This window comes from Burkholderia sp. IMCC1007, from assembly GCF_027257875.1.
Lineage (GTDB): Bacteria > Pseudomonadota > Gammaproteobacteria > Burkholderiales > Burkholderiaceae > Burkholderia.
Genome location: NZ_JAPVQY010000058.1, coordinates 24,434 through 51,232, shown reverse-complemented (window position 1 = coordinate 51,232; position 26,799 = coordinate 24,434). Strand labels below are relative to the sequence as shown.

The window sequence follows — 26,799 nt, the reverse complement described above, 5'->3', positions numbered from 1 at the left end:
TCCGCGTCCGCGCCCATCTCGACGGCGAGGCACACTTCGCTGATCAGGTCGCCTGCGTTCAGGCCGACGATCCCGCCGCCGATCACGCGATGGGTTTCCTCGTCGAAGATCAGCTTCGTGAAGCCTTCGTCGCGGCCGTTCGCGATCGCGCGGCCCGATGCGGCCCACGGGAACACCGCCTTGCCGTACTTGATGCCTTCGGCCGTGCACTGGTCTTCCGTCTTGCCGGCCCACGCCACTTCCGGATCCGTGTACGCCACCGACGGGATCTGCAGTGCGTCGAAGTACGCCTTCTCGCCGTGTGCGGCTTCCGCTGCGACGTGGCCTTCATGCACGGCCTTGTGCGCGAGCATCGGCTGGCCGACGACGTCGCCGATCGCGAAGATGTGCGGCACGTTCGTGCGCATCTGCTTGTCGACGTCGATGAAGCCGCGATCGGTCACGGCCACGCCGGCCTTGTCGGCGCCGATATTCTTGCCGTTCGGGCTGCGGCCCACTGCGACCAGCACGAGGTCGTAGCGCTGCGCTTCCGCCGGGGCCTTTTCGCCCTCGAACTTCACGTAGATGCCGTCTTCCTTCGCTTCCGCGCCGACCGTCCTGGTCTTCAGCATCACGTTGCCGAAGCGCTTCGCGTTGTACTTTTCCCAGACCTTCACGAGATCGCGGTCCGCACCCATCATCAGGCCGTCCATCATTTCGACCACGTCGATCTCGGCGCCGAGCGTCGAGTACACCGTGGCCATTTCGAGGCCGATGATGCCCCCGCCGATCACCAGCATGCGCTTGGGCAGCTGGCGGAGCTCCAGCGCGCCCGTCGAATCGACGACGCGCGGGTCTTCCGGCATGAACGGCAGCTTCACCGCTTGCGAGCCGGCGGCGATGATCGCCTGCTTGAACTTGACGACCTTCTTGCCGTTTTCGCCCTGCACTTCCATGTGGAACGGATCGACGAACGCGCCCGTGCCCGTCACGACTTCGACCTTGCGTGCCTTCGCCATGCCGGCGAGGCCCGTCGTCAGTTTCTTGACGACGCCGCCCTTGAAGTCGCGCAGCTTGTCGAGGTCGACTTGCGGCTTACCGAACGTGATGCCATGCGACGCGAGCGCCGCGGCTTCCTCGACGACGAGCGACGTATGCAGCAGTGCCTTCGACGGGATGCAGCCGACGTTCAGGCAGACGCCGCCGAGCGTCGAGTAGCGTTCGACGAGCACGGTCTTCATGCCGAGGTCGGCGGCGCGGAACGCGGCTGAGTAGCCGCCGGGGCCGGCGCCGAGCACGAGCATGTCGTATTCGATGTCTGCGTTACCGGAGAAGCTACCGCCTTGGGGCTTGGGTGATGCGTTCTCCGGTGCCTGGACCGGAGCGACCGCCGATGAACGAACGGCCTCGGATTCGCGAGCGTCTTCAAGGAGCGCGATCGGCGTGCCTTCGGACACGATATCGCCGACCTGGACGCTTAATGCCTTGACGATGCCGGAGACGGGGCTTGGTACATCCATGGTTGCCTTGTCGGATTCGAGCGTAATGAGGGATTGCTCTTTCTTGACGCGATCACCGATTTTCACTGCGATTTCGATGACGGGGACGTCTTTGTAATCGCCGATATCCGGCACTTTGATTTCGATGAGACTCATGTACGTCCCTTGTTGTATGGCTACTCAGAGAGGGATGGGGAAACTCGTGTATGAACTGGACTACCCGGACTACGGCCTGACAAGAGAACGCGAACGTGGGCAGAACCCCCTTTGCCGTCCGCCCAAGGACGCGCCTTTCTTTTGGTTACTTTTCTTTGGAAGACAAAGAAAAGTGACCGCCGCCCCGCGCAGGGGCGACGCTAATAGACCGTAATCGCAACAGGTTCAACGACAGGCCGAGGCGGACTGACAAAAACCCACGCCCCGCGAGCCGTCACCCCATCAAAGAACGATGCGACGAAAATCGCCAAGCACCGCGCTGAGATACGAATTGAACCGCGCGGCTTCCGCGCCATCCACTGCGCGGTGATCGAACGACAGAGAGAGGGGCAGGATGAGTCGCGGCACGAACTGCTTGCCGTCCCAAACTGGTTTCATCGCGCTGCGCGACACGCCGAGGATCGCCACTTCTGGTGCGTTGATGAGCGGTGTGAAATGCGTGCCGCCGACACCGCCGAGCGACGAGATCGAGAAGCAACCACCCTGCATCTGATCGAGCTTGAGCTTGCCGTCGCGTGCGGCCTTCGACAGCTCGGCCATTTCCTTCGCGATATCGACGAGGCCTTTCTTGTCCGCATCGCGAATGACGGGCACGACGAGCCCATTCGGCGTATCAGCGGCGAAACCAATGTGGTAGTACTGCTTGAACACGAGGTTGTCACCGTCGAGGCTCGCATTGAAGGCCGGGAACTTCTTCAGCGCAGCGACAACCGCCTTGATGAAAAACGCGAGCATCGTGAACTTCACACCCGCCTTCTCGTGCTCCCTGTTCAGCTGCCCGCGCAGCGCTTCAAGCTCGGTGATGTCTGCTTCGTCGTTGTTCGTGACGTGCGGGATCATCACCCAGTTGCGATGCAGGTTCGCGCCGGATATCTTCTTGATGCGCGACAGCGGCTGCGAATCGACGGGGCCAAATTTCGCGAAATCGACCTCCGGCCACGGCAATAGACCCAGCTCTGCTCCGTTCGCCGAGACGGGCGGCGTCGAGACTGTTGGCGTGCCAGGCGATGTCGCCATTGCGTTCTTGACGAATGCAGTAACGTCTTCCGATGTAACGCGCTGCTTCGGACCGGTGCCCTGCACGCGCGATATCTCGACGCCCAGTTCCCGCGCGAGCTTGCGCACCGACGGCGACGCATGGCTGTCTCGATGCAGTTCGCCTGCGCGCGCTGAGGCGCGATGCAATGGCGCGGGAGCAGACTCCAGTTCGGGCGCGGATGCGGGCACTTGCGTTGGCACTGTCGTGACATCCGCTTCCGGCCGCGTGAGCTCATGCGCAGCAGCAGGCACCGGCACCGGCTCCGGCACGGCTTCATCATGCCGCGCCTCATCGCCTTCGATCAGCGCGATCAGCGCCCCTTCCGACACCGTGTCGCCAACCGCGACCTTCAGCTCCTTGATCACCCCAGCGATCGGGCTGGGCACATCCATCGTCGCCTTGTCCGATTCGAGCATGACGAGCGACTGCTCCTGTTCGACCCGTTGCCCTACTTCCACCAGAACTTCGATTACCGGAATGTTCTTGTAATCGCCGATATCCGGCACTTCTATTCGTGTCACCTGCACATTCGTCTCCAACAGCAAGCGTTTCAACAGTCGGCGCCGCGCGCTTCATCTTGCCGCACGCACTCGATTCGATCGGGTTGCAAACGATTGACCGACGAACGCGCGACGCCTTCGACCAGCCGATTCGCGCGCCACTCTCATCGCGCACACCGGTCAATGGGTTCTAGACAAGCCAGGGTTCGATCAGCCCGCTTCCGATTCGCCCATATCGGTCGATCGCCTGACGCACGATGCGCGGGTCCAGCTGGCCGTCGTCGGCGAGTGCCTTCAACGCGGCGATCACGATCGACGCACGATCCACTTCGAAGAACGCGCGCAACGCCGCACGCGTATCGCTGCGCCCGAAGCCGTCGGTGCCGAGCACGACATAGCGGGACGGCACGTACGCACGGATCAGTTCCGGCACGGCGCGCACATAGTCCGTCGCGGCGATCACCGGCCCACGCGCGGCGCCCAGCGCGGCCGTCACATAGGGCACCGCGGGTTCGCCGCGCTCCAGCAGCCGCTGCGCGCGCTCCACGGACACGCCGTCGCGATGCAATTCGGTAAAGCTCGTCACGCTCCAGACGGCCGCGTCGATATGCCAGTCGTCCTTCAACATCCGGGCCGCGGCCTGGACTTCGCCGAGAATCGCGCCCGAACCCAGCAACTGGACCTGCGCGATCTCGACCTGCGCAGGCTCCAGCGCGTACATCCCCTTGAGCACGCCGCGCCGGACACGATCGACATCCGCTTCAGCCAACGGACGTTGCGCGTAGTTTTCGTTGGTGACGGTCAAGTAGTAAAACAGGTCGCGCTGACGCACGATCATCTGCTGCATGCCTTCGTCGACGATCATCGCCACTTCGTACGCAAAGGCCGGATCGTACGCACGGCAGTTCGGTATCGTCGAGGCCGCAAGATGGCTCGTGCCGTCCTGATGCTGCAGGCCTTCACCGCCGAGCGTCGTCTTGCCGGCCGTCGCGCCGATCAGGAAGCCGCGCGCGCGCTGATCCGCCGCCGCCCAGATCAGGTCGCCGATACGCTGGAAACCGAACATCGAGTAGTAGATATAAAACGGCAGCATCGGCAGATCGTGCACGCTGTACGACGTTGCCGCGGCAATCCACGACGACACCGCCCCCGCCTCCGAGATGCCTTCTTCGAGAATCTGGCCGCCCGTATCCTCACGGTAATAGAGCATCGAACCCATGTCTTCCGGCTCGTACAGTTGACCGAGCGGCGAATAGATACCGACTTGCCGGAACAGATTCGCCATGCCGAAGGTACGCGCCTCGTCGGCGACGACGGGCACCACACGCGGCCCGAGTTCGGCGTCCTTCAACAGGTTGCCGAGCATGCGCACGATCGCCATCGTGGTCGACATTTCCTTGTCGTTGGTGTCGAGCGCGAATTGCCCCCACGCCGACATCGCGGGCACGGCCGGCGTGTGCGATGCCGCTGCGCGCCTTCGCGGGAGGTAGCCGCCCAGCGCTGCACGGCGCGCGTGCAGATACTGCATGACGGCACTGCTTTCGTCGGGCTTGTAGAACTTGAGTTGTTCGACATCGGTGTCCGAGAGCGGCAGGCGAAAGCGGTCGCGAAACGCCTTCAACTGATCGATGTCGAGCTTCTTTTGCTGATGCGTCGTCATGCGCCCCTGGCCGATTGAGCCCATGCCGAAGCCCTTCATGGTCTTCGCGAGAATGACCGTGGGTTGCCCGCGGTGTTTCGACGCCTTTTCGTACGCAGCGTGCAATTTACGAACATCATGGCCGCCGCGCCGCAGGCGGTCGATATCGTCGTTGCTCAGATGCGCGGCGAGCGCAGCCAGCTCGGCGGTCTGACCGAAGAAGCGTTCGCGATTGTAGGCGCCTTCGTTGGCGGAAAAGGTCTGGAACTGCCCGTCCACGGTGTGCGCGAACGCGCGCAACAGCGCCCCCGTGCGATCCCGTGCGAACAGCGCGTCCCAGTCCGAACCCCACAGCACCTTGATGACGTTCCAGCCGGCCCCCGTGAACTGCGCTTCGAGTTCGTCGATGATGCGGCCATTGCTGCGCACCGGTCCGTCGAGCCGCTGCAGATTGCAGTTGATCACGAACACGAGATTGTCGAGCCCCTCGCGCGCGGCCAGCGAAAGCGCGCCGATTGCCTCGGGTTCGTCCATTTCGCCATCGCCGAAATAGCCCCACACCTTGCGGCCTTCCGTGCGTTGCAGCCCGCGGTTCTGCAGATAACGCATGAAGCGCGCTTGGTAGATCGCGTTGATCGGCCCGATGCCCATCGAGCCGGTCGGGAATTGCCAGAAATCCGGCATCAGCCACGGATGCGGATAGGAACAGAGGCCCGCACCGGTGATTTCCTGCCGGTAATGCTCGAGATGCGTGTCGTCGAGAAAGCCTTCGAGATAAGCCCGCGCGTACACGCCGGGCGCCGAATGAGGCTGAAAATAGACGAGATCGCCGCCATGACCATCGTTCGGGCCACGAAAGAAATGATTGAAGCCGACTTCGAACAGGTCGGCCGCGGACGCATAGCTGGCAATATGCCCGCCCAGCTCACCGTACGCGCGATTCGCCCGCACGACCATGGCCAGCGCATTCCAGCGCAGCGCAGCGGCAAGCTTTTCTTCGATGTCGAAATCGCCCGGATACGGAGGCTGCTGGTCGACGGGAATCGTGTTCGCGTAGGGCGTGATATTCAGTCGCGCCGTTGCAATACCGTTGGATGAAGCGTGGGCCGCGAGTCGATCGAACAGGTACTGCGCCCGCTCGGTACCCGCATGCCGGACCACGCCATCGAGCGCGTCGAGCCATTCGGCGGTTTCGAGTGGATCGTCGTCGACGTTCGTCTGACGCAGGGAAAGGATCGAGGGTGTCCCCGTCGATAAGTCGGTCATCTTGCAACTCCGTAAGAGCAATGCGAATTCAGTGGCGAGTGCGCAAAGATTACGGGGGATGCCGCAGAATGTGTGGTCGTATTCAGGGCTGCCGAAGCGGTGTCGGCTGCACGCTCTTCTGCGAAATGCGTGATCTACAGCATTTCATTTTGACGCGGGCGACGTCGCGTGCGGGACGGTCAAGTCCTCGGCGGGAAAACAGGCGCAACGCGCGTCGAGAATGGAAGTGCGTTCGCTGAGCCATCCGCAGGGTCGTCCGCCTCGGTCGAAGCCGTCGACCCGAGCACGGCCTCCGACTGCGTACGCGCCAGCGCGGCGAAGTAACGACCTGGCGAATGCCCGAGCGCCTTCTTGAACATGGTGATGAACGCGGTGACCGACTCATAGCCGAGTTCGTCCGATACACGCTGCACGGTAGCGCCGCCGGCAAGCTCGCGCACCGCAACGAGCAGTTGCAACTGCTGCCGCCAGCGGCCAAACGTTAGCCCCGTCTCACTGACGACGAGCCTCGCCAGCGAACGCTCGCTCATTGCGAGACGTTTCGCCCATTGCGCGACGGTGCTGCGATCGCCGGGATTGGCGTGCAACGCGTCGGCCATCTGCCGGATTCGCGGATGATCCGTCACCGGCAGATAGAGGCGCTCGACCGGCATCAGCGTCAGCTCGTGCAACAGCACGCGCGCAAGCCGGTCGGTATGGCCGCCCTGCTCGTAGTCCAGCGGCGCTCCGGCCAGATGCAGGATCATTTCCCGCACCATCGGCGAAATGGACAGCGTGCAGCAATCCGTCGGCAAGTCGACGATACCGGGCTCCGCAAACAGATAGCAAAGTCGGGCATTGGGCGTCGCATGGTTGCTGTGCGGCATGTCGCCGGGAATCCAGACACCGCATTGCGGCGGGACGATCCAGAAGGCGCCCGCGACCTGACAGGTTACGGCGCCGTGCAACGCCAGCACCAGTTGCCCTTTCCGATGTTTGTGAATCGGGATTTCGGCAGCATGCTCGTCGACGTGCATGCGCAGCGATACGGCCGGCCGGTCGATCGTGTCCGGATCCGCAAAATCAGGAAGACTAACGTAACGGTTCATATCGGGCATCTTTTTGCGACACGCTGGAATTGTAGCGAAATGCATGCGGAGAATGAGTCCGCATAGTAGCGTCATTCCACGCTCGAATGCCGCGACGAGTTCATTGCTCCAGACCTCCGGCGCGCGGGGCCGGCTCGCATGCGTTCCCTCGCATAGTTTCCCGGGAACCCGCGCGGCCGCCTCGCCACGCACACCGCGCATGATCCCGCCCGCTTGTCTCTAGATAGCTCAGCGTGACTTCGGTCCGCGCGCCGACGGCCGTAAGAAGGCCGTTGGCGAACGAGACAGCGATGGTTGAACTCGGAGCTCGCACCGGATCGTTCCGCCAGCATCAATACCTGTGCAGTCGGGTTTGCGCCCGATTGTGCTTGCTGCATGGTCTGTTGCAGAGCAAATACGCGGCCGATAAGTCAGACGAAAGCCACGATGACGTCGAGCGGTCGACGCGGACGTCGCCCCGAAGTTCGGCGAGTGACCGACCGTGAATTGCGCTTCGATTGACTGCTCTCGCAGCACAATCTGCCGAACCGAGCGCCACTGCGGCAACACAAGAATAAGAAATGCCGCCTGAACTGCGGCAATATTTCTCCGTGCAATCAAATGAATTCACCGTCCGGGCGACCCGGATTTCATTAAGCGCAATGAGATCCGAAACGACGAAATAATAAACAAGGCAAGACAGATTTTTTGGCGCGAATACCCAAACGCGCAGCAGCGCCGCGCCGTTGCGTATGGCGCTCGCGCCGGCACGCCAAGGTCGTCGGCGGTTGGATTCGCAGCACCGCTCTATTCGTATAACAAAACGGCCTCAGCAATGAGGCAAGTACTTGTCACATTAATTCATGATTCATTAAACCCGCTTTTATTTGCCCTTTGTTTACAACCACCCGCATCACCTCCTTTAAAACCAGCAAACAAAATGCAATACCCGGAGTAAACCCTTTCTTTGAACGCAAGGAGAACAATATGGAAATACGGCAAATCAACGTCTACGATCTGATCGACAGTCGTAGAATCGGCAGGAGGCAGTATTTCATCGTCGCCTTCTGTGCGCTGCTCATGCTGTTCGATGGCTTCGATACCCAGGTCATCAGTTTCATCGTGCCCGTTCTCGCGAACGAATGGCACCTGCCCAAGGCGGTATTCGGCGCGATTTTTTCCGCAGTTTTCTTCGGGCTGTTGATCGGCAACTTCGGCATTCCGTTCGTGACCCAGCGCTTCGGCACGAAGAAGATTGCCTTCGTGGCAACCGCTGCTTTCGGTCTGTTCACTCTGCTCACCGTCTTTGCGACCAGCGTGCCGCAACTGATCGCGTTGAGGTTCCTCACGGGCATCGGCCTCGGAGCGGCCACGCCGTGCGCGGTAGGCCTCGTTTCGGAATTCAGCCCGAAGAGAACCCGCGCGACGTTCGTCGTTCTGGTCTACCTCGGGTATGCGCTGGGGTTTATCTTCGCGGGCCTCTGCAGTAGCGCGTTGATTCCGCGATTTGGCTGGCAAGGTCCGATGTGGTTGGGCGGGCTCGCTGCACTGGGCCTCACGGTCTTGCTGATCCCGCTGCTGCCGGAATCCGTCGCCTATCTATCGAGAAATGCGGATCAGGCCAAACTCCTTCATGCAACGCGGCGCCTCTTTCCCGATTTCACGCTGCAACCGGACACCGAACTGGTCACTCAGGAAGAGAAGCCTGCGGATGCAAGCGTGCTCGGATTGTTCTCCGCGCAATTCCGCATGGGGACGTTCCTGCTGTGGGCTGTATTCGCAATCAACCTGGCCGCGTTCTATTTTCTGCAAAGCTGGCTGCCGACCGTTCTCGCGTCCATCTCGTTCCCACCCGCGCTAGTGGTCTGGGCGACCATCACGGTGATCATCGGCGGCATCGTGGCCAGTCTGCTGATGGGACCGATCATGGACCGCACGAGCCCTTACAGAATCCTGTCCGCGGCCTACGTCGGCGGCGCCGTCTCGATGTACGCGATCTCGATAGCAATCGGCTCATCGCATCTCGCGTTGCTCACGACGATCTTCTTTTGCGGCTTTTGCATCAGCGGCGGACAAACCTGCGCGATCGCATTGTGCACGCTCTTCTACAGCCCGGAACTGCGCGCCCCGGGCGTTGCATGGGCCTATGGATTCGGTCGGCTCGGCGCCGCGGGCGGCACTTACCTCGCGGGCGTGCTGTACGCGAACAACTGGACGGCCGACGCGATGTTTCGCGTTGCAGCGGCGCCAATCCTCGTTGCGGCGGCTTGCGTGGCCCTGATGGGCGCCTGCTATGGCCTGACGAAGAAAGACCTGAAGAAGTCCTTTTCGGCCTGACCTGCACTGCGCACTGAATCGATGGACGTCAGGTTAACTGTTCTTTTGTATTGCATTTGAAACGCGGAGATCTCATGAAAACGAAAAAAATCAAAATCATTGTCGGCTCGCTCGTGGGGCTCGCCAGTTCCGTCGCGCATAGCCAAAGCAGCGTCACGCTCTATGGCGAGATCGACAACGGTATTCATTACCAGACCAACGTGGGTGGCGGCAAAGCCGTCTACATGGACTCGCTGGACGGTATCGACGGCAGTCGCTGGGGGCTGACGGGCAAGGAAGATCTGGGAGGCGGTCTCAAGGCCATTTTTACGCTCGAGTCGGGCATCAACGTGAATAACGGACAACTTGCGCAAGGCGGCACGGCGTTTGGCCGGCAAGCTTTCGTCGGACTGAGCAGTGACACTTACGGTTCTGTCACCGTCGGCCGTCAATACGACATGGTGTGGTATTTCCCCGAGTTTCTTGCCGGTGCGGCGGCGGTTGGCGACCTGGCGAGCGCGCACCCGGGCGATTTCGACAACACCAGTAACAGCGTGCGATTCAACAACTCGGTGCGCTACATGAGCCCCGACTTCCACGGCTTCTCCTTTGGCGTCGAATACAGCCTGGGCGGCGTGCCCGGCGACTTCACGTCGACGTCGGGCTATTCGGTTGGAGCCGGTTACACACACGGTCCGCTTCAGATCGGCGCGGCGTTCGACTACTTCAAACACCCGACGTCGACGCCGGGTAACGGATGGTTCACCAACTATGCAAGCGGCTTCAATCTGCTGGCCTCGTCGTTGAACTCGGCTTACCAGGTCGCACAAGCCTATCAGGACGCCGTCATCGCGGCGGCCTACACGATCGGCAATGCGACGATCAGCGCGTCGTACTCGAACGTGCAATACGCGAATCTGGGTGCGTCGTTCCGGAACGGCACGGCCATCTTCAACAACTACGACATCGGTTTGAACTACCGTGTCACGCCGGCTTTTTTCGTCGGCATCGCGTATGACTATATGAAAGCGCGGAGCGTCACGACGGCACAAGGCAATTCCGTCGGCAATCAGCACTACAACCAGGTCGCGTTTACGCTGGACTATCTGCTGTCGAAACGTACCGACGTATACTTCTCGGGCGGCTGGCAACGTGCTTCCGGCACATCGTCGACGGGTGCGCTGGCGGTCGCCGACATTGGCGGATCCGGCGATTCGTCGAATAACCACCAGATGGTTTTTCGGCTTGCTGTTCGACATAAATTCTAAGGAGCGATTCTCGCCCGCGCTTCGACATGACAATGCGGCGGTATTTCATTGCCGACATGCCGGCGCCACGATTGTTTGTCAAGGTTGCTGGTTCGACGCCTGGTAGGATGGCGTCGAACCAGCGCTTGCAACATGGGCATCCTGATTCCGGCGAGCCTGGGTCATATCGGGCGGATAGTTTCGCTGCCTGCCCGAGTGTGCCGGAATCCAGCCGTCGCGTTCTGCCCGCATGAGTTCGGCCCATACCTCGGCACGCGTCTTTCCAGTCGTGACCGCCGCTGCGGCGCAGCTCGCATCGGCTACACCGGCGCTTGCGGCCAACGGGAAGGACATGACAATGCAGAGTACCGCTGCAATTATCGTCCGCATGAGAAACTCCTTACTTGTAAAGCGATGATTCCGCGCTCAGACAAAGCCATACATGGTGAACAACATGACGTACGGGATTTCCTGTCCTGCCGAATTGCAGACCACAATGTCCAGCTTCTGAATGGCGCACATGGACACTATTGCCTTTACGGCTTTCGAAAAGGCAAGCTTCATGATGATTGACTCCCCAATTTGATTTGGCCTCGTGGTTGACCTGTCGGCGATCTGTCAATGACGCTGACTTGCGCGTGAACGATGCTCCATTGATTCATGACGCACGGCAGCCATCCCCATTGCACAACGCTTGTTCCCCACCGGCTCGAAGCACGAGAACGTGATACTCCGGTGCTTCGAAGCGTCTCCGTGATGAGTACTTTATCTACATTCACCTGGCCTGAATTTGTGGAAGATGACAACGTATCTGCAAAAACTGCCAGCGTTTCCTCTCGCACATCCACCGCAAGCCCCCTGCGCAGCGCGTTTTAGAAAAACTAAATAACCGCGCAGCGCAAGGCCCCTGTTCGACGCAATTTTGGATTTTTACGCTGGATCCCGGTCACGTTGCCTCATCGGCCGACGTGCAGCCCATGCCAAGTGCAAGCCGACCCTGCCCAAGTCTCCTGGAGCAAATATGAAGAAAGCAATTGCCGGTCTGGTCATTTTGATGACCGCCGCTTCCGCCCATGCGGGCGATGCGACACGCCTGCGTTTTGGCGTGGACCCGTCGTATGCGCCGTTCGAATCGAAAGCGTCGTCGGGGCAACTCGTCGGCTTCGACATCGACGTCGGCAACGAGATCTGCCGCCGCGTCAATGCGCGATGCGTGTGGGTCGAGACGGCGTTCGACGGCATCATCCCGGCGCTCAAGGGCCGCAAGTTCGATGCGATCCTGTCCGCGCTGTCGGTCACGCCGCAGCGCGAGACGCAACTCGCGTTTTCCACGTCCCTGTTCAATACGCCGAGCCGCCTGATCGGTCTGCGCGGCCGCGACATCACGCCGACCGTCGCATCGCTGCGCGGCAAGCGCGTGGGTGTTGCACAGGGCTCGACGCAGGAGACCTATGCGCGAACCTACTGGGCGCCCGCCGGCATCGAGGTCGTGTCGTATGCGAACCAGGAACTCGTCAACAACGACCTGCGCGCGGGGCGCCTCGACGCGACGCTGACCGACATGGTCGCCGCAAGCCAAGGGTTCCTGAAGACGCCGCAAGGCGCGGGCTACGCGTTCCTCGGCGAACCGGTCGTCGACGAGAAGACGCTCGGAAAAGGCGTGGCGATCGGCCTGCGCAAGGAGGATGGCGCGTTGCGCGAGAAGATCGACGGCGCGATCGCCGCGATGAAGCAGGACGGGACAATCCGCCGCCTGGAGCAGCGTTATTTCGATGCTGGCCAGCCGAATCCGTGATCGGCTGCCGTCCCGCGCCAGGGTTGCGGCGCGGACAGCGGGATCAGCCGCCGGGCCGGTCAGTCCGTTGCACCGGCGGCCCCGCTACGCTGCGTCGGGGCCGGCCGTAACGAGTGCGTCGCTGACCTGTTGCTGTTCACGCGCCCGCATGAGCAGCCAGCGATGGAAGCTGCGGCATTCCGGCTTATCGAACGCGCTCTTCTTCCACGCGACGAAGTATGGCCACGGCAGCGGCAAACCCGACGCGAGCGGCACGACGAGTCGCCCGGCGGCGACGTCGTCGCAGATCATCGACGATTGCGCCAGTACGAAGCCGTGACCATCGACGGCAGCCTGGATCGCGACGCTCGACAGCGAGAACGCATGGCGCACCGGCGCTGCCATCGACGCGTCCACACCATGGGCGTCGAACCACGCCTGCCACGACGGTGGCGACGCAAACTTCGGCTGCCAGTCGATCGTAATCAGCGGGAACGGCAGCAAGTCGGCCGGCGCGGCGAGCGCGCTGCGATCACGCAGCAAGTCCGGGCTGCAGGCGGGCACCACCACGTCGCGAAACAGCTCGATCGCATTGTCGACATCCGCCACACGCTCGCCGTAGCTGATCCGGAAATCGATCTCGCAGCCGTCCGGGGCCGGTTCGGCGTGCGTGCCGTCGAAATAGACGCTCAACTCCGGGTACGCCCGCTGCCAGTCGAGCACGCGCGGCGCCAGCCATTTCGACAGCAGCGACGGCAACGCGCTGATTCTCAGCGTGTGCTCGTGTCGAGACCGGTCGACTTCCGCGTGCGCGATGCGCAGCCGCTCGAACGCGTCCGCACAGCGTTCGTGATAGCGGCGCCCGGCCACCGTGAGTCGCAACCGCTTGCCGTCCTTCTCGAGCAGGCTGAGGCCGAGCGTGTCCTCGAGCAGTTTCATCTGCTGGCTGACGGCGCCTGCCGAGATGCCGAGGCGTTTCGCGGCTTCGGCGATACCGCCGCAGCGGCCGACGGCTTCGAAGACCTGCAATGCGCGCAACGGGGGAAGCGTACTCATGATGTTGGACCCGGTAAAGGCGTGATCGTAGACGAAAAACGTTTTAGAGATGCTAAAACATTGACCAGATTTAGGCAGCTATTCTTTCTGTTTGTGGCTTCTTATGCTTACGTCTGGTGAAGCGAAGCCGTGGCATGCGGCGCCGAACAACAGGAGAACGGAATGTTTCTGAAAAACGCGTGGTATGTCGCGGCGCGGGACAAGGAGGTCACGCGCGGGCTCACGTCAGTGACGATGCTCGGCGAGCGGATCGTGCTGTATCGCAAGGCCGACGGTACGCCGGTCGCGCTCGAGGATGCATGCCCGCATCGGATGCTGCCGCTGTCGATGGGCCGGTTGACGGGCGACCACGTCGAATGCGGGTATCACGGGCTGACATTCGACTGCTCCGGCGCATGCGTGCGCGCACCCGGTTCGGCGCGGATTCCGGCGCAGGCGGTGGTGCGGCGTTATCCGGTGGCCGAACGCTACGGGCTCGTGTGGGTCTGGATGGGCGACGAATCAAGCGCGGACCCGGGCGCGATCCTGACGATCGACGAATGGGACGATCCGGCCTGGGGCGTCAATTGCGGCGACGCGATGACCATCGATTGCCACTATCTGTACATGACCGACAACCTGCTCGATCCGTCGCATGTCGCATGGGTGCATCGCTCGTCGTTCGGCAACGCCGCGTGTGAATCCGAGCCGCTGAAGACGAATGTCGCCGCGAACGGCGTGACCGTGTCGCGCTGGATGCGCGACGTCGAAGTCGCGCCGTTCTACGCGAAGTTCGTGCGTTTTTCGGGGCGCTGCGATCGCAAGCAGCACTACGAGGTGCGGTTTCCGTCGGTGGCCGTGATCAAGGCGATCTTCACGCCGGCCGGCATGGGCGGCGACGACGGCGTCGCGCATCCGGACGTGTTCCTGATGAACTCGTATAACTTCATGACGCCCGTCGATGACGCGCACACCCGCTATTTCTGGTTCCAGACGCGCAATTTCGCGCCCGGCGACGAGAACGTGTCGCGCGCATTCGAGGAGGACGTGCGCCATGCGTTCGAAGAAGATCGCGCGGTGCTGGCTGCCGTGCATGCCGGCATGGCGCGCCGTCGCAAGCCGAATATCGATCTCGCGATCGATTCCGGACCGCTGCGGTTCCGGCGCGCGCTCGGCCAGATGATCGACGCCGAACAGGCAGCGGCCACCGCGTGCGAGGCGGGGCGATAACATGGCCGACAGCAGTCCGATTTCCGCGCCCGCGCCGGGCCGATTCGAGCGGTTTCGCGTCGTGGCGCGCACGCGCGAAAGCAGTGCGATCGTGTCGTTCGAACTCGTGCCGGTGGACGGCGCGCGGTCGCTCGCCTTCACGCCCGGTCAGTTCGTCGTGCTGCGGCTGACGCTGCCGGACGGCGAGCGTGTGCTGCGTCACTACAGCCTGTCGGGCGACCCCGCCGATACGTCGCGCTGGCGCATCTCGATCAAGCGCGAAGACGGCAGCAGCGAGGCGCCACCGGGCCGCGGTTCCACTTATCTGCATGCGAGCGTCGACGTCGGTACCGAGCTTGAACTCGCTGGCCCGGCCGGTGCGTTCGTGTGCGACGAAAGCAGCGAGCGGCCGGTCCTGCTGTTGAGCGGCGGCGTCGGCGTGACGCCGCTCGTCAGCATGCTGCATCGGTTATCGCGTGCGTCGCATCGCCGCGTGCATTTCATTCACGCGTGCGAGAACAGCGCCGTTCACGCATTCGCCGACGAGATACGCGCGCTCGCCGCGGCGCGGGATCATATCGACGTCCACGTGTGCTACCGGCAACCACTCGAAGACGACCACGCACGCGACCGATTCGACAGTCGCGGGCTCGTGACGCGTGAGCTGCTGCAGTCACTGCTGCCGCTCGACGACTACGACGTCTACCTGTGCGGCCCGTCCGGTTTCATGCAGGCGAACTGGCGACTGCTGCGCGGGCTGGGCATCGCGCGCGAGCGGATCCACTACGAATTCTTCGGGCCCGCCACGGTGCTCGATAGCGACAGCGATACCGCCACATCGGCACGCGACACTACGGCGCCGTCCGGGACAGTTGTCGCCCCGGGCACCGCGACGCCCGATCTCGATGGCGATGTGGTGACCGTGCGTTTCCGGCCGGATTGCGAGCCCATATACTGGCTGCCGGAACATGGATCATTGCTGGAGATGGCCGAGCAGGCCGGGTACGCGCCGACGTTCAATTGCCGCGCCGGCTTGTGCAATGCATGCATGACGCCACTGCTGTCCGGCAGCGTCGCCTATGACGAAGCCCCGCTGTCGCCCCCGCCGGAAGGGTCGGTGCTGCTGTGCTGCGCGCGGCCGGTCGGTGCGGTGACGCTCGATCTGCAACCCGCGCGCTGACGCGTGACGACGGCGGCAGTCGGTCGAATCGGCGGCCGCAGACGCGGCAGACGGCAGCGGCCCGCGGCAAATTCCCGCGCAAATCTCGAGGATTCAACGATGAAGAACGGTTTCCCAGTCGATGCCGATTTCACGCGGCAACGCACACGGTTTCTCCATGCGGCCGAAGCCGCCGGCGCGACGCTGACGACGCATCCGCATCCGCTCACTGGGCCGGAAGGCGAAACGCTTGCGACGGACGTCGCGTGGCTCGGCCCGCGGGATGCGCGCCGGGTGCTGGCGGTCGTGTCCGGCACGCATGGCGTCGAAGGCTACTACGGGTCGACGTGCCAGGCGGAATGGCTGCACGAGCGCGCCGGACGTGCGTTACCGCCCGACGTCGCAGTGTTGATGGTCCATCTGATCAACCCGTGGGGCACCGCATGGGTGCGGCGCGTCAACGAAGACAACGTCGACCTGAACCGGAATTATGTGGACTTCGATGCCGCGCTGCCCGGCAACCCGGGCTACGAGTCGATCCATGACATCTATACGTGTCGTGACTTCGACGGTCCGGAGCGCCGGCGCGCGGACGAATGGCTCGACACGCATCTGCGTTCGCTCGGCTGGTCCGGCTATCAGGCGCTGCTCGGCGCGGGGCAGTATGTGCATGCCGACGGCCTCTATTACGGCGGACGGCAGGCGACGTGGTCGAACCGGACGTTGCGCGAGATCGTCGCGCAGCATCTGCGCGCCGCGCACGTCGCGATCGCGTTCGACCTGCATACCGGTGCCGGGCCGTTCGGCCATCCGATGCTGATGGCGATCGCGCAAGCGCGCTATCCGGCGCTCGCCGATGCCGAAAGACTGTACGGCCCGTGGCTCCATACGCTGTTGACCGCACAGGATGCGGCGGTCAGCGATACCGGCGTGGCCGCACGCGCAACCGGTTACACGTCGCAGGCGCTCCTCGATGCGCTGCCCGATACGCATTTGATGCAGCTCGTGATCGAATGCGGAACGCTTCCGGAAGCGTTGATACACGCGGCGCTACGCGACGATCACTGGCTGCATCTGCACGGCGATCCGCGCGATGCGCTCGGCAGGAGGATCAAGCGCGCGCTGTTGGACGCGTTTTTGCCGGCCGATCCCGACTGGCGGGAGATTGCGTGGATGCGCACGCGGCAGGTGCTGGATCGTGCGTTGCATGCACTGCCGACGCTCAAACCTGAGTGAGCGGCTGCGATATTCCCGTCTGCGACACGACGACCGTCAGAGCGAAGTCGACTCGCGAAGCCCCGCCGGACTCGACATCGATCCCGCCGTAAGCCGTCGGCACGCTTCCCCGCACCCATCGCAACTCGCACGGCGCCCACGGAGCCGTTACGCCCGCGCCGATGTCATCCGCGAGCGGACGCGACGCCGTCGAGTTCGCGCACCGCATCCTCCGGCAGTGTCAATGCACCGGCGGCCAGATTCTCGCGTAGATGCGCGACGGACGACGTGCCCGGAATCAGCAGAAGATTCGGCGCTCTGTGCAGCAGCCATGCGAGCGCGGTCTGCATCGGCGTCGCGCCGAGCCGCACGGCGACGGCGTCGAGCGTGGACGACTGCAACGGACTGAAGCCGCCGAGCGGAAAGTACGGGACGTACGCGATGCCGTCGCGGGCCAGCGCATCGACGAGCGCGTCGTCGTTCCGATGCGCGAGGTTGTAATGGTTCTGCACGCAGACGATGTCGCAGATGCTGCGCCCTTCCGCGATCTGCGCGGCCGTCACGTTGCTCAGCCCGATGTGCCGCACGAGGCCCTGCCGCTGCAGTTCCGCGAGCGCGCTCAACGGCGCTTCGATCGAGCCTTCGGCCGGGCCGTGCGTGTCGAACATGATCCGGAGATTGACCACGTCGAGCACGTCGAGGCCGAGGTTGCGCAGGTTGTCGTGCACGGCGGCGGCAAGGTCGTCAGCGGAGAACGCCGGCAGCCACGAACCGTCGTCGCCGCGCTTCGCGCCGATCTTGGTCACGATCAGCAGGTCGTCGCGATACGGATGCAACGCTTCCCGAATCAACCGGTTCGTCACGTGCGGGCCGTAAAAGTCGCTCGTATCGATATGATCGACGCCCGATTCGACGGCTTCGCGCAGAACCGCAAGCGCCGCATCGCGGTCCCGCGGCGGCCCGAACACGCCGGGCCCGGCCAGCTGCATCGCGCCATAGCCGATGCGGTGAACGCGGCGGCCCGCGATCGGAAACGTGCCGGATTGAACGATGGCGGACATGACGGTACTCCAGGATCGACTGAATGAATCGCAGGTTACGCCGAGTCGGGCTGCGCGATAATCGGCCATAATCTGCACACCCTGTACGAAAAGGCGAACAATGCAAGTCGATCTCGGCGATCTGAACGCATTCGTCGCGGTGGCGCGCGCGAAGGGCTTTCGCGACGCCGCGCGCATGACCGGCGCGAGCGCGTCCGGGCTCAGCGAAGCAGTGCGCCGGCTGGAGGCGCAACTCGGCGTGCGGCTGCTGCATCGTACGACGCGCAGCGTGGCGCCGACCGAAGCCGGGCAACGGCTGCTCGCGCGGCTCGCGCCGGCACTCACCGAGGTGGAAGCGGCGCTCGACGTCGTCAATACGTTCCGGGAGAAACCGGTCGGCACGCTGAAGCTGAACGTCCCGACGAGCGCGGCGCGGCTCGTGCTGCCGTCGATCATCCCGCGCTTTCTCGACGCGTATCCGGAGATCCGGCTCGAGATCGTGGCCGACGAGAGCTTCGTCGACATCCTCGCGGCCGGCTGCGACGCGGGCATTCGCTACGACGAGCGCCTCGAACAGGACATGATCGCCGTGCCCATCGGCCCGCGCTCGCAACGCTTCGCGACCGCCGCCGCGCCTGCCTATCTCGACCGGCACGGTCGCCCGGGCCATCCGCGGGAACTGCTCGATCACGCATGCCTGCGCGGCCGGTTCGCGAGCGGCGCGATGCCGGCGTGGGAGTACGAGCGCCGTGGCGAGGTGGTCCGCGTGCAGCCGTCGGGGCCGCTCGTCGTGCAGATCGGCGGCGCCGTCGATCTCGTCGTGGATGCCGCCTGTGCCGGGCTCGGCATCGTCCATCTTTACGAAGACTGGCTTCGCCCGCATCTCGCGAGCGGCGCGCTCGAGCCCGTGCTCGACGGCTGGTGGCGGCCGTTCTCGGGCCCGTATCTGTACTATCCGGGGCGGCGCTTCGTGCCGGCCCCGCTGCGGGCCTTCGTCGATTTCATCAAGGCGGATGCGGGGTAACACATCGTCGGCCGCCGGTAGCCAACGCCGGCAAACCGACAACGCGACAACGGCCGCCGCGCCGCCGGCGGCACATGCCGGGACGCGGCTCGCGCCACGTGGCTGCCCCGCTACGCGAGCCGGACGGCGAGCGCCGCGCCAGCCCCGACAACCTCGCACACGCGCCGATCGCGAGAAACTTCATCGCCCTGGCCTGCTGCCCTTCGCGCCGAATGGCCGCGACCCAAAGGATCGCCGCGAGCGATCCGGTAACGGACAGGTTCGGCCCGGGATCGACGCCGATCAGCAGCGCGCCGATCACCGGTTGCGGGCGGTGCGCCGCGCCGACGGTCGCACTGGCCACGCGCCCGGCAAGCAGGTTGTTGACCGCATTCGACGCGAACGCAAGCGCGACGGCGAGGCCGGAGATAGCCGCCGCACGATCCGCGCAGCGCACCACCCGACGTCACGTCACCGCCGGTTCGACCGCGACAGCACGTCGATCCACACCGCCAGCACCAGCACCGCGCCCTTGACGATCATCTGCCAGTACGCGTCGACGTCGAGCATCGACATCCCGTTGTCGAGGCTCGCCATCACGAGTGCGCCGATCAGCGCGCCGTAGACGGTGCCCGACCCGCCGCGCATCGACGTGCCGCCGATGAAGCACGCGGCGATCGCATCGAGCTCGCCCATCGTGCCGGCCGACGGCGAGCCGGCCGCGAGCCGCGCGGTGTTGACGATCCCCGCGAACGCGCACATCAGCCCCATCAGCGCGAAGATCGCGAGCTTCACACGATCGGTGTCGACGCCCGACAGCCGCGTCGCCTCCAGGTTCGACCCCACCGCATAGATGCGGCGGCCGAACACGGTCTGCGTCGCGATCCACGAGAACGCGCCGAGCAGCGCGAGCAGCAGCAGTACGGGCACGGGGATGCCGCCGTAGCGGTCGAGCGTCGCGACGAACGCGAACAGCACCGCACCCGCGCCGACGATCTTCGCGACGTCCTGCCACAGCGGCGCGACGGCAAGCCGGTAGCGGCGCCGCGTACCGCGCTGCCGCATGACCAGCAGCGCGACGAGCGCGAACAGCAGCACCGCGAGGCCATCGCCCAGCGCGCGCGGCAGATAGCCCTGCCCGATGAACACGAAGCCGTCGGACACCGGCGCGATCGTCGAGCCGCCCGTCACGCCGAGCAGGATCCCGCGGAACGCGAGCATCCCGCCAAGCCCGACGATGAACGACGGCACGCGCCGATACGTCGACCACCAGCCGTTGAAGAGGCCGACCAGCACGCCGAGAGCGAGCACGGCCGGCACCGTCGCGGCGACCGGCCAGTGACGATTGACGTCGAGGATCGCCGCGACGCCGCCGAGCAGCCCGAGCAGCGAGCCGACCGACAGGTCGATCTCGCCCGCGATGATCACGAACACCATCCCGCATGCGAGCATCCCGGTGATCGACATCTGCCGCAGCAGGTTCGATACGTTGCGCGGCGTGACGAACGCGCCGTCGGTCAGCACCGAGAAGAACGCCCAGATCGCGACGACCGCGAACAGCAGCGCGAGCACCTTGTAGCGCACGAAGACCTGGCGCAGCGGGCGGCCGTGCGCGCGGCGCGTGTCGGCGTCCGGCGGCACCGGCTGGGACTGGGAAGACGAAAGTTCGGTGTTCATGTCGCGCTCGCTGCAATGGGTTCGGCCGGACGCCGCGCGGGCTTGAGCGCGGCGCCGAGGATCTGTTCCTGCGTGAGACCTTCGTTGACGAAATCTCCGCGCAACTCGCCTTCGCCGATCACCAGCACGCGATCGGCCAGGCCGAGCACTTCCGGCAGTTCCGACGACACGACGATCAGCGCGACGCCGCGCTTGGCCAGCGCGCAGATCAGCCGGTAGATCTCGGCCTTCGCGCCGACGTCCACGCCGCGCGTCGGCTCGTCGAGGATCAGCACCTGCGGGTCGGCCAGCAGCATCCTGGCGAGCACCGCCTTCTGCTGGTTGCCGCCGGACAGGCTCGCGATCGGCAGGAACGGGTGTGCGGCGCGCACCGACAGGCGCTGCATCTCGGTGCGGATCGCGTCGAGTTCCGCCGCCGCATCGATCCGCCCGCGCGTGGCGAAGCGGCGCAGCACCGACAGCGTGATGTTGTGGCCGACGGCCAGCTGCGGCACGATCCCGTGACGCTTGCGATCCTCGGGCACCATCGCGATGCCCGCACGGATCGCATCGGCCGGCGCGCGGATCGCGAGCGGCCGGCCGTTCATCCGCACGGTTGCCGTGCTCGCGCCCGGATACGCGCCGAAAATCGCCTGCATCAGCTCGGTTCGCCCCGCGCCGACGAGCCCGGCGACGCCGAGGATCTCGCCGCGCCGCACGCTGAACGACACGTCGTCGACGCGCTTGCGGCGCGGATTCGCGACGTCGTGACAGGTCACGTTGCGCACGTCGAGCACCACGTCGCCGATCTCGTGCGGCTCGCGCGGATAGAGATTGCTGATCTCGCGCCCGACCATCATCGCGATGATCCGGTCGGTGGTCAGCGCGCGCATCGGCTCGGTCGAGACATGGCGGCCGTCGCGGATCACGGTCACGGTGTCGCATACCGCATCGATCTCGTCGAGCTTGTGCGAGATGTACACGCACGCGACGCCGCGGCGCTTCAGGTCGCGCACGATGTCGAGCAGGATCCGGGTTTCGGCCGCGCTCAGCGACGACGACGGCTCGTCGAGGATCAACAGCTTCGCACGCTTGTTCAGCGCCTTCGCGATCTCGATCAGCTGCTGGTGGCCGCCGCCGTAGTTCATCACCGGCTGCGCGACGTTGATCGCGTCGATCCGCAGCTCGCGCAGCAGCGCTTCCGAGCGGCGCACCATCTCCGCGTAGTGCATGCGGCCGCCCGGCAGCGTGATCTCGTTGCCGAGGAAGATGTTCTCGGCGACCGACAGTTCGGGCACGAGCATCAGTTCCTGGTGGATGATCACGATGCCGGCGCGCTCGGTGTCGCGCACGCCGGACGCCGCGAGCGGCGCGCCTTCCCAGCGGATCTCGCCATCCCACGTGCCGTGCGGGTACACGCCCGACAGCACCTTCATCAACGTGGACTTGCCGGCGCCGTTCTCGCCGCACAGTCCGACGCATTCGCCGGGGCGCACGGTCAGGTCGATGCCGTCGAGCGCCTTCACGCCGTCGAATGCCTTGACGATGCCGCGCATCGTCAGCAGGGGTTCGGTCATACGTTTCATCGTCTCGCAATGCGCACGCGGCGGCAGACATGGCTGGTGGGCCTGGCCGGCCGCACCTGGCCGGCCACACCTCGCCGGCCACACCTCGCCGGCCGCACCTCGCCGGCCGCACCTCGCCGGCCACACCTCGCCGGCCGCACCTAGCCGGCCGCGTGCATCGTGCCGATCACCGTTACTGGCTCGCCAGCTGGGCCTGGGTATAGAAGCCGTCCTTCACGACGACGTCGACGTTGCGCTTGGTCAGCACCGTCGGCTGCAGCAACACCGTGTCGACCTTCTTCTTCCCGTTGTCGTATTGCGCGTTGAACGCCGGCTTCGTGCCCTTCGCGAGATCGACGGCGAGCTTCGCGGCTTCGCTCGCGATCAGCTTCAGCGGCTTGTAGACGGTCATCGTCTGCGTGCCGGCGATCACGCGCTTCACGGCCGCGAGGTCCGCATCCTGCCCGGACACCGGTACCTTGCCGGCCAGATGCTGCGCGGCGAGCGCCTGGATCGCGCCGCCGGCCGTGCCGTCGTTCGACGCGACGATCGCGTCGATCCGGTTGTTGTTCGCGGTCAGCGCGTCCTCGACGATCCGCAGCGCGGTCGATGCGCTCCATTCCGGCACCCACTGCTGGCCGACGATCTTGACGTCGCCGCGGTCGATCGCCGGCTTCAGCACCTTCAGTTGTCCTTCGCGAAGCATCTTCGCGTTGTTGTCGGTCGGCGCGCCGCCCAGCAGGAAATAATTGCCCTTCGGCTTCGCATCGAACACGCCCTGCGCCTGCAGCTCGCCGACCTTCTCGTTGTCGAACGAGATGTACGCGTCGACGTCGGCGTCGAGAATCAGGCGGTCGTACGACACGATCCTGATGCCGGCCTTCCTCGCTTCGGCGACGACGTTGCCGAGCGTCTTCGAATTGAACGGCACGATCACGATCACGTCGACGCCGCGCGAGATCAGGTTCTCGATCTGCGAGATCTGCCGCGCCTCGCTCGCGTCGGCCGACTGCACCGACACCTTCGCGCCGAGCTTCGTCGCCGCCGCGACGAAATAGTCACGATCGCGCGACCAGCGCTCGACGCGCAGGTCGTCGATGCAGAAGCCGATCTCGGGCTTGTCCTTGCTCGCATGCGCGAGCGGCGCGCCCAGCGCGAGGATCGCCAGCGCAGCGGCGCCGGCAAGCGAACTCAATACGGTACGACGCGTCACGGATTGCATGTCTCCACTCCTTGTTATGGAACCACCTCACGAACGCCGGGCGGCCGCCGGGATGCGCCGCCCGCATCGAATCACTGCAGGGCGCTTCATGCGCCCGTTGCAAACACCGGTTCGAGCGCGCGGTACAGCGCGCGAAACGTCGGCCGCCGCATGTCGCGATACCACGCGTGCCGCGCGGGGTCGGGCTCGCGCACCGCGACGATCGGCGGTTGCGGGCACACGTCGGCAAGCGGCGCATCCGGTTCGAGTGCGAGACGCGCAAGCTGCGCGGCACCCAGCGCCGGGCCGACCTCGCCGCCCGCGCGCAACGTCAGCGCGCGGCCGCTCAGGTCGGCGAGCATCTGCGTCCAGTACGCGCTGCGCGAGCCGCCGCCGATCACCGTGATGCTGTCCGGCGCGAGCCCGGCCGCATGCAGCGCGTCGATCCCGTCGAGCAGCGCGAAGCCGACGCCTTCGAGCGTCGCGTTCGCCAGATCCGCGCGCTGCGTGTCGGGCGTGAGCCCATAGAACACGCCCTTCGCATTCACGTCGTTGTGCGGCGTGCGCTCGCCGCTCAGATAAGGCAGGAACCACGGGCGGCTCGCACGCGCGTTCGCGTCGGCATCGGCGAGCAGCGCCGCGACGCCGTCGTAGCCGGCCAGTTGCGCGGTGAAGTCGATGCAGCCCGCCGCGTTCAGCATTACCGACATCAGGTGCCACGTGTCGGGCAGCGCATGACAGAAGCTGTGCACCGCCGATTCGGGATTCGCGCGAAACCCGTCCGACACCGCGAAATACACGCCCGACGTGCCGAGCGACAGCAGCGCATCGCCGGGCTGCACGATCCCCACGCCGATCGCGCCGGCCGCGTTGTCGCCGCCGCCCGCGACCACCGGAATCTCGCGCAGGCCGAGCGCGCGGGCGACGGCCGGCAGCAGCGTGCCCGTCAGGCGATTGCCCTCGAACACCGCGGGCATCTGCGCACGCGACAGCCCGCACGCGGCGAGCAGCGTGTCGTCGTAGTCGCGCTTCGCGACGTCCAGCCACAGCGTGCCGGCGGCATCCGATGCATCGGTTGCGAACGCACCGATCAGCCGATAGCGCAGATAGTCCTTCGGCAGCAGCACGTATGCGATGCGCGCGAACACATCGGGTTCGTGACGGCGCACCCACAGCAGCTTCGGCGCGGTGAAGCCGGGCATCGCGATGTTGCCGGCCACCGTGCGCAGCGCGGGCGCGAGCCGCTCGAGTTCCGCGCACTCCGCATCCGCGCGGCCGTCGTTCCACAGGATCGCCGGGCGCAGCACGTCGCCGTGCGCGTCGAGCAGCGTCGCGCCGTGCATCTGGCCGGTCAGCCCGAGCGCGGCGATGTCGCGCGGATCGATGCCGGCGGCGCGCGCCTGCGCGACGAGCGCGGCGAGCGCGCTGCAGGCCGCGTCCCACCAGTCGCGCGGCGCCTGCTCCGACCAGCGCGGATGCGGACGGCTGACCGCGAGCGGATGGCCCGCGCTCGCCCGCACCGCGCCGCTGCCGTCGAGCAGCACCGCCTTCACGCCGGACGTGCCGAGATCGAGTCCGATGTACATGGCGTCAGCGCAGCCCGTAGATCGCCTGGTTCACGATGTTCTCGAGCCGCTCCTGCGCGCCGCTCGCATGCCGCGGGTTGACGTCGCGTTCGAGTGCGTCGGCCGCAAGCGACTGCAGCGTATGGCCGCCGGCGAGGATCTTGCGGCCGAGCGGCTCGTCCCATTGCGCGTAGCGCTGCCGGCGCAGCGCGTCGAGCCGGTCGTTCTCGACCAGCACCGCCGCGCGCTCGAGCGCGAGCGCAAGCACGTCGATCGCGCCGACGTGGCCGTAGAACAGGTCCTCCGGATCGATGCTCTGGCGGCGCACCTTCGCGTCGAAGTTCATCCCGCCGGTCGTGAAGCCGCCGTGCCGCAGAATCTCGTAGAACGCGAGCGTCAGCTCCTCGACGCTGTTCGGGAACTGGTCGGTGTCCCAACCGTTCTGCGGGTCGCCGCGGTTCGCATCGACGCTGCCGAACACACCGAGCGCGAATGCGTTCGCGATCTCGTGATGGAACGAATGGCCGGCGAGCGTCGCGTGATTCGCCTCGATGTTCACGCGAATCTCGTTCTGCAATCCGTATTGCACGAGGAAGCCGTGCACGGTCGCGACGTCGTAGTCGTACTGATGCTTGGTCGGCTCCTGCGGCTTCGGCTCGATCAGCAGCGCGCCCTTGAAGCCGATCCGGTGCTTGTGCTCGACGACCATCGACAGGAAGCGCGCGAACTGCTCGCGCTCGCGCTTCAGGTCGGTGTTGAGCAGCGTCTCGTAGCCTTCGCGGCCGCCCCACAGCACGTAGTTCTCGCCGCCGAGCCGGTGCGTCGCGTCGAGCGCGTGGGATACCTGCGTCGCCGCCCATGCGAACACGTCGGGATTCGGGTTGGTCGCGGCGCCGGCCGCGAAGCGCGGGTGCGAGAACAGGTTCGCGGTGCCCCACAAGAGCCGCACGCCGCTCGCCTGCTGGCGCTCGCCCAGATAGTCGACCATCCGCGCGAAATTCGCTGCGTACGCGCGCAGGGTGTCGCCTTCCGGGGCGACGTCGGTGTCGTGGAACGTGTAGAACGGCGTACCGAGTTTCGTGAAGAATTCGAACGCCGCATCCGCCTTCATCCGCGCGCGCTCGAGCGCGTCGCCCGGTTGCTGCCACGGCCGCTGGAACGCGCCCTGCCCGAAGATGTCGTGGCCCGGCCATACGAACGTATGCCAGTAGCAAACCGCGATCCGCAGATGCTCGGCGAGCGGCTTGCCGAGCACGCGCTTCTCGGGATCGTAATGGTGATAGGCGAGCGGATTGTCCGACTGCGGACCTTCGTAGCGAATCGCGGGGATGTGTTCGAAATACGACATGGCGTCTCCATGCGGGGCGTGTTGCAGCGCAACGTGCATTGCGACGACGCACGCGGCCGAATTCGGATGGCTGGATCGTGCCCGCGCGCCGGCGCGCCGGCAATTGCGAAATTGAGCAGCGCGCGTAACGATTCTTGCCAGCGCGCTGCGCACGGCCCGCGTTCCGTCCTACAATCGCCGGACACGATAGAGCCGCGCGGCATCGCCCGCGCGCCCGGAGACAACGGCACGACGCCCGAGCGGCGCGCGCCCCGAGACCGA

The 26,799-nt window shown here is 65.0% G+C and carries 21 protein-coding genes; 7 read left to right on the top strand and 14 right to left on the bottom strand.

Annotation, left to right across the window (positions count from 1 at the left end):
* From lpdA to O1Q03_RS32775, 4 genes are all read right to left on the bottom strand, one after another.
* A partial coding sequence (lpdA, locus tag O1Q03_RS32790) for a dihydrolipoyl dehydrogenase (protein WP_269508833.1) occupies positions 1-1,634 on the bottom strand: 1,634 nt, incomplete at its 3' end.
* A 282-nt stretch (positions 1,635-1,916) separates the two neighbouring features.
* Complete coding sequence (gene aceF, locus O1Q03_RS32785) at positions 1,917-3,287, bottom strand: dihydrolipoyllysine-residue acetyltransferase (protein ID WP_269508831.1); 1,371 nt, start codon at positions 3,285-3,287, stop codon at positions 1,917-1,919.
* A gap of 136 nt (positions 3,288-3,423) precedes the next feature.
* Positions 3,424-6,138, bottom strand: a complete 2,715-nt coding sequence (gene mdeB / locus O1Q03_RS32780; RefSeq protein ID WP_269508829.1) for an alpha-ketoglutarate dehydrogenase — start codon at positions 6,136-6,138, stop codon at positions 3,424-3,426.
* Between the two features lie 179 nt (positions 6,139-6,317).
* Positions 6,318-7,226 carry an AraC family transcriptional regulator gene (locus tag O1Q03_RS32775; RefSeq protein ID WP_269508827.1) on the bottom strand — a complete coding sequence of 303 codons (909 nt, stop codon included), beginning with the start codon at positions 7,224-7,226 and terminating at the stop codon, positions 6,318-6,320.
* A 966-nt stretch (positions 7,227-8,192) separates the two neighbouring features.
* Between O1Q03_RS32775 and O1Q03_RS32770 the strand changes: the two genes are divergently transcribed.
* Together O1Q03_RS32770 and O1Q03_RS32765 are read left to right on the top strand one after the other, a co-directional pair.
* Complete coding sequence (locus O1Q03_RS32770; protein WP_269508825.1) at positions 8,193-9,542, top strand: MFS transporter; 1,350 nt, start codon at positions 8,193-8,195, stop codon at positions 9,540-9,542.
* Between the two features lie 74 nt (positions 9,543-9,616).
* Positions 9,617-10,789: a porin gene (locus tag O1Q03_RS32765; RefSeq protein WP_269508823.1), complete on the top strand. Its 1,173-nt coding sequence runs from the start codon at positions 9,617-9,619 to the stop codon at positions 10,787-10,789.
* Positions 10,790-10,867: 78 nt separating this feature from the next.
* On the opposite strand, the gene O1Q03_RS32760 is transcribed toward O1Q03_RS32765, so the two are convergent.
* Together O1Q03_RS32760 and O1Q03_RS32755 are read right to left on the bottom strand one after the other, a co-directional pair.
* Positions 10,868-11,122: a DUF4148 domain-containing protein gene (locus tag O1Q03_RS32760; protein WP_269508835.1), complete on the bottom strand. Its 255-nt coding sequence runs from the start codon at positions 11,120-11,122 to the stop codon at positions 10,868-10,870.
* 72 nt (positions 11,123-11,194) lie between these two features.
* The gene (locus O1Q03_RS32755) at positions 11,195-11,332 is read right to left on the bottom strand and encodes a hypothetical protein (protein ID WP_269508821.1); all 138 of its coding nucleotides are present in this window, start codon (positions 11,330-11,332) and stop codon (positions 11,195-11,197) included.
* Between the two features lie 457 nt (positions 11,333-11,789).
* Here O1Q03_RS32755 and O1Q03_RS32750 point away from each other — a divergent pair, with 457 nt between their 5' ends.
* Positions 11,790-12,563, top strand: coding sequence for an ABC transporter substrate-binding protein (locus O1Q03_RS32750; RefSeq protein ID WP_269508819.1), 774 nt, complete (start codon positions 11,790-11,792; stop codon positions 12,561-12,563).
* 84 nt (positions 12,564-12,647) lie between these two features.
* Here O1Q03_RS32750 and O1Q03_RS32745 read toward each other — a convergent pair whose 3' ends face one another.
* Positions 12,648-13,598 carry a LysR substrate-binding domain-containing protein gene (locus O1Q03_RS32745; protein WP_269508817.1) on the bottom strand — a complete coding sequence of 317 codons (951 nt, stop codon included), beginning with the start codon at positions 13,596-13,598 and terminating at the stop codon, positions 12,648-12,650.
* A 162-nt stretch (positions 13,599-13,760) separates the two neighbouring features.
* Between O1Q03_RS32745 and O1Q03_RS32740 the strand changes: the two genes are divergently transcribed.
* From O1Q03_RS32740 to O1Q03_RS32730, 3 genes are all read left to right on the top strand, one after another.
* Positions 13,761-14,807, top strand: a complete 1,047-nt coding sequence (locus O1Q03_RS32740) for an aromatic ring-hydroxylating dioxygenase subunit alpha (protein WP_269508815.1) — start codon at positions 13,761-13,763, stop codon at positions 14,805-14,807.
* Position 14,808: 1 nt separating this feature from the next.
* Positions 14,809-15,966 (top strand): FAD-binding oxidoreductase, encoded by a 1,158-nt coding sequence (locus tag O1Q03_RS32735; RefSeq protein WP_269508813.1) that lies wholly within the window; start codon positions 14,809-14,811, stop codon positions 15,964-15,966.
* 99 nt (positions 15,967-16,065) lie between these two features.
* The gene (locus tag O1Q03_RS32730) at positions 16,066-17,181 is read left to right on the top strand and encodes a DUF2817 domain-containing protein (protein WP_269508811.1); all 1,116 of its coding nucleotides are present in this window, start codon (positions 16,066-16,068) and stop codon (positions 17,179-17,181) included.
* A 164-nt stretch (positions 17,182-17,345) separates the two neighbouring features.
* Here O1Q03_RS32730 and O1Q03_RS32725 read toward each other — a convergent pair whose 3' ends face one another.
* Positions 17,346-18,221 carry an aldo/keto reductase family oxidoreductase gene (locus O1Q03_RS32725; protein WP_269508809.1) on the bottom strand — a complete coding sequence of 292 codons (876 nt, stop codon included), beginning with the start codon at positions 18,219-18,221 and terminating at the stop codon, positions 17,346-17,348.
* Positions 18,222-18,321: 100 nt separating this feature from the next.
* On the opposite strand from O1Q03_RS32725, the gene O1Q03_RS32720 reads away from it, so the two are divergent.
* Positions 18,322-19,224 carry a LysR family transcriptional regulator gene (locus O1Q03_RS32720; RefSeq protein WP_269508807.1) on the top strand — a complete coding sequence of 301 codons (903 nt, stop codon included), beginning with the start codon at positions 18,322-18,324 and terminating at the stop codon, positions 19,222-19,224.
* Here the strand turns inward: O1Q03_RS32720 and O1Q03_RS40325 are convergent.
* From O1Q03_RS40325 to xylA, 6 genes are all read right to left on the bottom strand, one after another.
* Positions 19,205-19,663 carry a hypothetical protein gene (locus O1Q03_RS40325; RefSeq protein WP_442865896.1) on the bottom strand — a complete coding sequence of 153 codons (459 nt, stop codon included), beginning with the start codon at positions 19,661-19,663 and terminating at the stop codon, positions 19,205-19,207. The two genes, O1Q03_RS32720 and O1Q03_RS40325, sit on opposite strands and share 20 nt — an antisense overlap.
* A gap of 11 nt (positions 19,664-19,674) precedes the next feature.
* On the bottom strand, positions 19,675-20,880 hold the full coding sequence (locus tag O1Q03_RS32710; protein WP_269508805.1) for a sugar ABC transporter permease: 1,206 nt from the start codon (positions 20,878-20,880) through the stop codon (positions 19,675-19,677).
* Positions 20,877-22,436 carry a D-xylose ABC transporter ATP-binding protein gene (gene xylG, locus O1Q03_RS32705; RefSeq protein WP_269508803.1) on the bottom strand — a complete coding sequence of 520 codons (1,560 nt, stop codon included), beginning with the start codon at positions 22,434-22,436 and terminating at the stop codon, positions 20,877-20,879. Before xylG ends, O1Q03_RS32710 begins: the two co-directional genes overlap by 4 nt.
* Before the next feature lie 181 nt (positions 22,437-22,617).
* Complete coding sequence (gene xylF, locus O1Q03_RS32700) at positions 22,618-23,646, bottom strand: D-xylose ABC transporter substrate-binding protein (protein ID WP_269508801.1); 1,029 nt, start codon at positions 23,644-23,646, stop codon at positions 22,618-22,620.
* An 86-nt stretch (positions 23,647-23,732) separates the two neighbouring features.
* Entirely contained in the window at positions 23,733-25,211 is a 1,479-nt protein-coding gene (gene xylB / locus O1Q03_RS32695) for a xylulokinase (protein WP_269508799.1), read from the bottom strand.
* A gap of 4 nt (positions 25,212-25,215) precedes the next feature.
* Complete coding sequence (xylA, locus tag O1Q03_RS32690) at positions 25,216-26,538, bottom strand: xylose isomerase (protein WP_269508797.1); 1,323 nt, start codon at positions 26,536-26,538, stop codon at positions 25,216-25,218.
* Positions 26,539-26,799 lie beyond the last annotated feature (261 nt).

What these genes read in the sequence shown, in the direction of transcription:
- O1Q03_RS32770 (WP_269508825.1), top strand. Translation starts at nt 8,193, where the DNA reads ATGGAAATACGGCAAATCAACGTCTACGATCTGATCGACAGTCGTAGA.
- O1Q03_RS32755 (WP_269508821.1), bottom strand. Translation starts at nt 11,332, where the DNA reads ATGAAGCTTGCCTTTTCGAAAGCCGTAAAGGCAATAGTGTCCATGTGC.
- O1Q03_RS32710 (WP_269508805.1), bottom strand. Translation starts at nt 20,880, where the DNA reads ATGAACACCGAACTTTCGTCTTCCCAGTCCCAGCCGGTGCCGCCGGAC.
- O1Q03_RS32730 (WP_269508811.1), top strand. Translation starts at nt 16,066, where the DNA reads ATGAAGAACGGTTTCCCAGTCGATGCCGATTTCACGCGGCAACGCACA.
- O1Q03_RS32725 (WP_269508809.1), bottom strand. Translation starts at nt 18,221, where the DNA reads ATGTCCGCCATCGTTCAATCCGGCACGTTTCCGATCGCGGGCCGCCGC.
- O1Q03_RS32745 (WP_269508817.1), bottom strand. Translation starts at nt 13,598, where the DNA reads ATGAGTACGCTTCCCCCGTTGCGCGCATTGCAGGTCTTCGAAGCCGTC.
- O1Q03_RS32765 (WP_269508823.1), top strand. Translation starts at nt 9,617, where the DNA reads ATGAAAACGAAAAAAATCAAAATCATTGTCGGCTCGCTCGTGGGGCTC.
- O1Q03_RS32760 (WP_269508835.1), bottom strand. Translation starts at nt 11,122, where the DNA reads ATGTCCTTCCCGTTGGCCGCAAGCGCCGGTGTAGCCGATGCGAGCTGC.
- O1Q03_RS32750 (WP_269508819.1), top strand. Translation starts at nt 11,790, where the DNA reads ATGAAGAAAGCAATTGCCGGTCTGGTCATTTTGATGACCGCCGCTTCC.
- mdeB (WP_269508829.1), bottom strand. Translation starts at nt 6,138, where the DNA reads ATGACCGACTTATCGACGGGGACACCCTCGATCCTTTCCCTGCGTCAG.
- xylB (WP_269508799.1), bottom strand. Translation starts at nt 25,211, where the DNA reads ATGTACATCGGACTCGATCTCGGCACGTCCGGCGTGAAGGCGGTGCTG.
- xylF (WP_269508801.1), bottom strand. Translation starts at nt 23,646, where the DNA reads ATGCAATCCGTGACGCGTCGTACCGTATTGAGTTCGCTTGCCGGCGCC.
- O1Q03_RS32735 (WP_269508813.1), top strand. Translation starts at nt 14,809, where the DNA reads ATGGCCGACAGCAGTCCGATTTCCGCGCCCGCGCCGGGCCGATTCGAG.
- xylA (WP_269508797.1), bottom strand. Translation starts at nt 26,538, where the DNA reads ATGTCGTATTTCGAACACATCCCCGCGATTCGCTACGAAGGTCCGCAG.
- O1Q03_RS32775 (WP_269508827.1), bottom strand. Translation starts at nt 7,226, where the DNA reads ATGAACCGTTACGTTAGTCTTCCTGATTTTGCGGATCCGGACACGATC.
- O1Q03_RS32740 (WP_269508815.1), top strand. Translation starts at nt 13,761, where the DNA reads ATGTTTCTGAAAAACGCGTGGTATGTCGCGGCGCGGGACAAGGAGGTC.
- O1Q03_RS32720 (WP_269508807.1), top strand. Translation starts at nt 18,322, where the DNA reads ATGCAAGTCGATCTCGGCGATCTGAACGCATTCGTCGCGGTGGCGCGC.
- xylG (WP_269508803.1), bottom strand. Translation starts at nt 22,436, where the DNA reads ATGACCGAACCCCTGCTGACGATGCGCGGCATCGTCAAGGCATTCGAC.